Below are 7,429 nucleotides of genomic sequence, written 5' to 3'. Positions count from 1 at the left end.
GAGCTTAATCACTGCTCCTAAGCGCCCTGGCCAATCTATACATCAACCAGCTTCTGCCACGAGGCGCGAGGCTGAAGTGGCCACTAATCGCCGTTAACTGTTCCCGCTCGCTCAGATTTCCAACAGAATCGCTTACTCGCCACCATGCCTGACGATACCTTGGCGCGCCAATCGCCATACCTGGAAATGATCAAATTATCCTCAGGCAAGATGCTTTACAAGGCAAATGAAGAATTGGAACATCTCTACTTTCCAGTCGATTCTATCATCGCGCTGTTGCGCCAGATGGAGGATGGTAACTACACAGAGGCCGCAGTAGTTGGCAGCGATGGTATCCCCGGTGTATCAATGCTGATGAGCGGCCATTGTTCGTTTAGTGCAATGACGCAAAGTGCGGGTCGCGCATTCAGGATCAAGGTTACTCCGCCGAATACGGAATTCGATCTCAATGGCGCTATGATGCACCTGTTATTACGCTACACGCAGGCACTCATCACACAAATCGCCCAGACAGCAGTTTGTATCGGGCACCCTCCCCTGGCACAGCAATTATGCCGCTGGTTGTTGCTGAGCCTGGACTGTCAGCCAGGCAATGAATTGGTGATCACACAGCAAGTCATCGCCGACATACTGGGCGTTCGCAGGGAGGGGATCACCGCAGCCGCCTCAAACCTGCGCCACTTGAATCTTATCACGTACCAGCGTGGGCACATCACTGTGCTCAATCGCAGTGGGATTGAAACCAGAGCTTGCGAATGCTACGCTGCGGTGAAGCGAGAAACAAACCATCTGCTGCCGAACCGGCTAGCGACCTAAGGACTAACCTATGGGCTCTTCGGCTAGCGCTGTCCAACCCGGTGATCCACCAATGCCACCGCGTATCGTTGGCATTGGTGCTTCGGCCGGAGGTCTTGCTGCGCTGGAACAGTTTCTGGAGCAAGTCCCAGCGGGAAGTGGTCTGGCCTACATAGTCGTACAACATCTGGATCCCACACAAAAAGCCCTGTTGGCTGAGTTGTTGCAGCGGGCCACCAAGCTACCGGTGCGGGAGGCTGAAAACATGATGCGTGTCGAGCCTGACTGCGTATATGTGATCCCGCCGAATACGGAACTCACCGTGGTAGACGGCATTCTGCATCTAAATGCTCCCGTCGAGCCGCGTGGCTTACGCTTACCCATCAACGTTCTGTTTTCCTCTCTGGCCCGTGACCAGGGCACACGCGCAATCGCGGTGATCCTATCCGGCATGGGGTCGGATGGCACGTTGGGCTTGCAGGCTATCCGGGCATTAGGCGGGCTGACTGTTGCGCAGCAGCCAGAGTCGGCACAGTTCGACTCCATGCCGAAGAGCGCCATCGCTGCAGACTGTGTTGATATTATCGCGCCCCCCGAGGAGTTGCCAGGACTCATCTTCGCCTATATCGCCCAGGCATCCAAGCTACCCGAACCAAGCCCAGCGTTAGCGAACCAAACCGATACAACGCCAATATCATCAACTTTTCCATCAGTCCCCCTGCAAAGTATCTTTAGATTGTTGCAACAGCGAACCCGGCACGACTTTTCTGTCTACAAACCCAGCACCCTGTATCGCCGTATCAATCGGCGCATGAGCATCCATGCTATTGACTCGCTGGCGATGTACGAAAAATTCTTGCGACATAATACGCAAGAAATCGATCTGCTATTCAAGGAGTTGCTGATCGGCGTGACCAGTTTTTTTCGTGATGCCGCGGTCTGGCAACAACTCGCGGACTTCACTCTGCCGGAGTTGCTAGCGCGGCAGACTTCCAAGCGAAAGCTTCGCGCCTGGGTTGTCGGCTGCTCAACCGGAGAGGAAGCTTATTCATTAGCAATAATATTTGCCGAAGTCGTACAACGACTGTCATTGCATGGAGATTACACGCTACAAATTTTCGCCACAGACCTAAACCCGGACGCCATCACCACGGCACGCCGTGGGGTATATCCAACGTCGATCAGCGCTAACGTATCACCGGAAAGATTGACACGTTTTTTTAGCACACATGATAGCTACTACCGGATTAATAAGTCTATCCGCGACACTATACTGTTTGCACAGCACGACGTTGTACTCGACCCACCCTTCACCAGACTCGATTTGCTTTCCTGCCGCAACTTGATGATTTACTTCGATGCGACGCTCCAGCGCAAGCTATTACCCTTGTTTCACTACAGTCTGTGTCCGGGTGGAGTGCTCCTGTTGGGTAGCTCAGAAACAGTCGGACGATTCAAGCAACTGTTCGCTCCCATCGAATCAAAACTTCGGTTATACCTACGCCAGGAGAACGTTTCCAGCACCAATCCAGAGCTGCTGATGAAATCTTTTCCTCCATTGTCCAAAATGAAAAAGGAACTTTCATTGTCCCCTCCCGTTACCACCCAGCCCATTGATAACTTACAAACGGCAGCTGACCGCGTGCTATTGCAGGTATACGCGCCCGCTGCCGTAGTGGTCAATAATGCTGGCGATATTGTCTATATCAGCGGACGCACTGGTAAGTACCTAGAGCCCGCTGCGGGTAAGGCCAACTGGAACTTTCACGCCATGGTGCGCGATGGTTTGCGTGCGCCCATTGTCGACGCCATGAAACGGGCCGCCAGTCACAATGAACCGGTGCACTTGCACAACCTACAGGTTCAAGGGTTAACAAGCGCGCAGTTCGTTGATGCTACGGTACAAGCGCTGCACGAACCCGCCGCCTTACAAGGTATGATGATGATCGTATTCCGCGATGTCGCAGCGAAACCGGCAACTAAAGGCCGCCGCAGGGAGCATAGCGCAATGGAAGCACTTTATACGGCTGAATTGCAGCAGCGCCAAGATGAAATCCATATTCTGCGCGAAGAGGCGCGCACATCCAGAGAGGAACTGCAATTGACCAATGAGGAGTTGCAGTCGACCAACGAAGAGCTGCAGTCAGCCAACGAAGAGCTGACCACATCAAAAGAAGAAATGCAATCCATGAATGAAGAACTACAGGCGATCAATGCTGAACTGCAAGCTAAACTCGATGATCTCGCACTCGCTCAGAGCGACATGAAAAATCTACTCAATAGTACCGATATCGCCATACTATTCCTCGATCAGAAATTGAACGTCAGGCGCTACACCGAACAAGCATCGAAGATCATTAATGTTCGGGAAAGCGACATCGGCCGGCCACTCAGCGACCTTACCACAAGCTTGCAATACCCGGCACTGCAAGACGATGCGAACGAAACCCTGCGCACGCTGGTTTATTCCGAGAAACAGATTCCCACCAGTGATAGCCGCTGGTTTTCGGTGCGAATTATGCCTTACCGTAGGCTAGACAATGTAATCGATGGGGCCGTGATTACCTTTGTCGACATAACCACCACCAAACAGCTGGAATCAAAACTCCGCCAGGATCTGAATCAGTGATTGATATTGTACAGGCGACGTCAATGAATCAATGTAATATTCTGAACGCCGACAACTTAAGCAACCTTACTAAGGCACAGCATAGCAAATGCTGGCTTGTAAAATTCCGTTCTGTCCGTACAGAATTTTTCGCTAACAGAAGCTGGCATGAGGGTAGCTAAACCAACCAAAAACACTTACAGCATGAATTACTTAGACTTCATCCCGAAACAGAATTCAAGAAGTTCCAGTCCTTACTTGATGAAGTCGATTTAATAAAGGGTATCCGGATTAAATGGTGTATTAGGTGTTTGACTAATGCATGCACAAACTGATTTCTCTCTGGATTTTCTTGTTGCTGAGTGTGTAGAAGTTTCCAGCTTGGGGCATTGTGCCGATCATGGCAATTGGAGGCGTGATGATTGGGCCGTGAACCGCCCGGTTGTCACACTTTGTCCCCGGCAACCAGCAAGAATCCACCAAGGGGAAGATGGTGCGGCAGGCATGCTTCAAGCGCTCGGGAAACCACGCTTCCGTCAGGAAGCCAGATCACGGCTTGGAAATGGACGTTTTTAACCAGAAGTGAAGTGAGTACGTCGCGAAGTTCGCGACGCGTGTGCCCGTGCGCCCCTTGATAAGCGCTCTGGTTGCTGCCCCGTCCCTTTTGGCTCCATAAAAGGCTGTGACGGTTCGACACTCCTACTACGAACCTGCCCCGGGTAACCCGAATAATTTCCTTCAGCGCTTGCGGCCATTCCGTAACAAAACAAAGCGCGGTAACAGACATTACCCGGTCAAAGCTGCTGTCCGCAAACGGCAATTGCACGGCATTGCCAGGCAGGTAGCAGGTTTTTGAATCCTGGCCTCTGGCGTATGTCAGGGCTTCCCCATCAATGTCGACGCTGGTCACTGAGGGAGATTGCGGCAAGTCTGCTATCCGTCGGGTAAACCAGCCCATGCCGCAGCCAAAACATCGAGTACCTTATCCCCGGGCTGGCAGTCCAGCCCATGTTGCTACCTCATATCAATCGGGCGATGGGCCGTTGCTTGACAGCCCAACTCTTTCGTTTATTCTAATAAACAATGAATGTTTGCAGGTCAATTTGCGCAAAGGAGCCACACCAATGAAAGCCCTGATCCTGATTAACGACCCACCCTATGGAACCGAGCGCCTTTACAACGGTTTGCGCATGGCCCATGCCCTGATCAAGAAGGACTGTGAGGTCACGATCTTTCTGATGGGCGATGCGGTATCAGGCGCCAAGACTGGCCAGAAAACACCGGATGGTTTCTACAATGCCGAGCGCATGGTCAAGCTGGTACCGCTGAAGGGAAAAGTCCTGCTGTGCGGCACCTGCATGGATGCCCGGGGCATTACCGAGAACGAAGTGGTGAAGGGCGCCCAGCGCAGCACCATGGATGAACTGGCGGATGTGACCATGGCCGCTGACAAAATTCTGGTGTTCTGAGCCATGAGCCACTCTCAGGGCATGTACCAACTGGAGAAACGCAACGTCGCCATCCTGGTAATCAGGATGGCGCCAGCCCGTCGTTCCGCAGCCGGGCCATTTCCTTCGTGTTGGCCGGTGGCGTCGCGGCCGCATTTCTGGGGCCCTGGAACGCCAGCACTATGGGCGAACTGGTCCCGGCGGTTCCCTCTAGCGGCCTCTATCTGATCATTGCCGCTCTGGCGTTGGTGGCGATTGCCCTGCTCAGCCAACTGAAAGTCCCTTATGTGGGGGAGCCGCACGAAGGAGAAAGCACTTGCCCCATGGGCACCATTGCCCGAAACCCAGCATTTATAATGGCACTGGCGGCGGGTGCCTTCGGCTACGCAATCATGGTGCTGGTGATGACCGCCACGCCAATGGCCATGCGCGCGAAGGACTTTGAAATGGACCAGGTAGCCTTCATCATGTAATGGCATGTGCTGGGCATGTATGCGCCGTCGTTCTTTACCGGCAGCCTGATTGCCCGTCTGGGCTGGGCCGGATTCTGACAGCCGGCTATCTGATTTTGGTGGACACGACTGTAACGACGGTAATGGGCTCAACCCTCGTGCATTTCTGGGAGGCGCTGGTCCTTCTGGGTGTCGGCTGGAACTTCCTGTTTATCGGGGGCAGCACCCTGCTTGCCACCCTGAACATCGAAGCCGAACGGGGCAAAGTTCAGGGTGTCAACGATCTAGTACTCCGTTCCGCCAAACCGCTTACATGAAATCGCGCCTTCGCCTGTCATGCGTTGTTGCAAATCCTCGCCATAGCTACGGCTATGACTGCGGTTTGCGCCTAGCCTAGCAGGCGAATCCATCGATTTCATTTGTAAGCTAATTAACGGAACGTAGTACTAGTGATTTTTGCCATGGTCACCGTGGGTTCGCTGATGTCCGGCACGCTTTTGCATCATCTCGGCTGGGAAGCGATGAATCTACTGATGCTGGCACCCATCGAAGTCGTTGCGCTGTCGATATACCCTGGATGCGTTTGAACCGAGCTTCGTTGCCAGCGGCCCAGCCCAGGTCGTCATAAAGGATCACCAGTATGCCAAACCCGATTTACCTGGATCACAACGCAACGACCCCCGTGGCAACGGAAGTTGCTGATGTCATGAGTAAAGCTCTCAGAAAAATGTACGGAAACCCGTCTTCCAGCCATCTCCCCGGTCAGACGGCCGCCATGGCAATTTCCGACGCCAGGCAGGCGTTAGCCAACCTGATTAGTGGTGATCCTGAAGAGCTGATCTTTACCGGTTGCGCAACGGAAGCCAATAACCTGGCCTTGTTGGGCGTTGCCAGGGCCACCACCGATAGAAGACATCTGATAATCAGTGCGGTGGAGCATCCGGCTGTGATGGCGCCGGCTCGTTATCTGGAGAGCCAGGGGTGGGCACTGACGGTTATACCCGTGGACGAACATGGTCGCGTATCGGCCGAAGCCGTGGCTGACGCCGTTACACCCGACACTGCCCTGATATCCATCATGCTGGCGAATAATGAAGTGGGCACCCTCCAGCCAGTAGCGGAGATCAGTCGTTTACTGAAAGGTCGGGGGGTATTGCTGCACACCGACGCAGCCCAAGCCGTTGGGAAATTCCCGGTTAATGTCGAGGATCTGGGTGTGGACCTGCTCACCGTGGCTGGCCATAAATTTCAGGCCAGCAAGGGTATTGGTGCTCTATATGTCAGAGCAGGGACTCCCATCCGTAACGTTCTCTTTGGCGCCGGTCATGAGAGAGGACTCCGGCCAGGCACCGAAAACGTGCCCGCGATCATCGGTCTGGGAGTTGCTGCCCAATTGGCCTGCCAGCGGCTGGCATCACACGACGATCGGCTGCGCCGGCATCGAGATCAACTTCATGAAAGGCTCCGGTCTGCCATACCAGGTCTCGCACTCAACGGTCATCCTGAACATCGCCTGCCTAATACGTTGAACCTCTCGTTTCCAAGCGTAACGGGCAAGGCGTTGTTGGCTGCGGCCAGCAAGACGGTGTTGGCCTCGGTGGGATCGGCCTGTCACTCCGACGAAGAAGGACCCAGTGGGGTACTCGGGGCCATGGGACTGAGTGCTTGCCGAGCCAATGGCGCTGTTCGCTTATCAGCCGGTTGGGAGACCACAGCTGAAGACATCGAACAGGCTGCGGATGGGCTAATCGAAGCATGGATACAACTCACTTAGAAGAGACCGACTTAACATGGATTCCAAGAGCCCTACGTACGACCACTATCGCCATGGCATCCGGGAGAACCTGCATCAATTCAGTCATCAGCTCGGCCAGGTGTTCCTGGTTGGTCTGACCATCGGCATGATGCGCACCGTCGTTCCGGCGCTTGCAGAATCGGAATTCGGCGTGACTGAAGGCTCCTTTCTGATGCTGACTTCCTTCGTTGTGGCCTTTGGCCTGGTCAAGGGCGTTCTGAACTTTGTAGCCGGACGACTTGCCGAGCGTATCGGGCGTAAGAAGGTACTCTTGTACGGTTGGCTCTCCGCCATCCCGATTCCTGTGATGGTGCTGTTAGCCCCCTCGTGG

Annotated in this window: 9 protein-coding genes; 8 read left to right on the top strand and 1 reads right to left on the bottom strand. The window is 54.1% G+C overall.

Annotated features, from left to right (window positions below):
• The first annotated feature begins 144 nt into the window (after positions 1-144).
• Entirely contained in the window at positions 145-816 is a 672-nt protein-coding gene (locus ABTW62_RS13170; protein WP_430905034.1) for a Crp/Fnr family transcriptional regulator, read from the top strand.
• 52 nt (positions 817-868) lie between these two features.
• Positions 869-3,424, top strand: a complete 2,556-nt coding sequence (locus tag ABTW62_RS13165) for a chemotaxis protein CheB (RefSeq protein WP_430905033.1) — start codon at positions 869-871, stop codon at positions 3,422-3,424.
• Positions 3,425-3,848: 424 nt separating this feature from the next.
• On the opposite strand, the gene ABTW62_RS13160 is transcribed toward ABTW62_RS13165, so the two are convergent.
• Positions 3,849-4,361, bottom strand: coding sequence for a class I SAM-dependent methyltransferase (locus ABTW62_RS13160; protein ID WP_430905032.1), 513 nt, complete (start codon positions 4,359-4,361; stop codon positions 3,849-3,851).
• Positions 4,362-4,527: 166 nt separating this feature from the next.
• On the opposite strand from ABTW62_RS13160, the gene ABTW62_RS13155 reads away from it, so the two are divergent.
• The 6 genes from ABTW62_RS13155 to ABTW62_RS13130 form a co-directional block, all read left to right on the top strand.
• Positions 4,528-4,872, top strand: coding sequence for a DsrE/DsrF/TusD sulfur relay family protein (locus tag ABTW62_RS13155; protein WP_430905031.1), 345 nt, complete (start codon positions 4,528-4,530; stop codon positions 4,870-4,872).
• Positions 4,873-5,033: 161 nt separating this feature from the next.
• The gene (locus ABTW62_RS13150) at positions 5,034-5,324 is read left to right on the top strand and encodes a hypothetical protein (protein ID WP_430905030.1); all 291 of its coding nucleotides are present in this window, start codon (positions 5,034-5,036) and stop codon (positions 5,322-5,324) included.
• 122 nt (positions 5,325-5,446) lie between these two features.
• A complete protein-coding gene (locus ABTW62_RS13145) occupies positions 5,447-5,620 on the top strand; it encodes a hypothetical protein (protein WP_430905029.1) in 174 nt (57 codons plus the stop codon).
• A gap of 132 nt (positions 5,621-5,752) precedes the next feature.
• A complete protein-coding gene (locus tag ABTW62_RS13140) occupies positions 5,753-5,890 on the top strand; it encodes a hypothetical protein (RefSeq protein ID WP_430905028.1) in 138 nt (45 codons plus the stop codon).
• A 53-nt stretch (positions 5,891-5,943) separates the two neighbouring features.
• Positions 5,944-7,077, top strand: coding sequence for a cysteine desulfurase family protein (locus ABTW62_RS13135; protein ID WP_430905027.1), 1,134 nt, complete (start codon positions 5,944-5,946; stop codon positions 7,075-7,077).
• Between the two features lie 16 nt (positions 7,078-7,093).
• The coding region (locus tag ABTW62_RS13130) for an MFS transporter (RefSeq protein ID WP_430905026.1) at positions 7,094-7,429 on the top strand (336 nt) is incomplete at its 3' end.

It is taken from the genome of Nitrosomonas sp. ANs5 (assembly GCF_050584665.1).
Classification (GTDB): Bacteria; Pseudomonadota; Gammaproteobacteria; order Burkholderiales; family Nitrosomonadaceae; genus Nitrosomonas.
The sequence above is the reverse complement of the archived record's forward strand: the minus strand, read 5'-3'. Positions and strand labels throughout refer to the sequence as shown.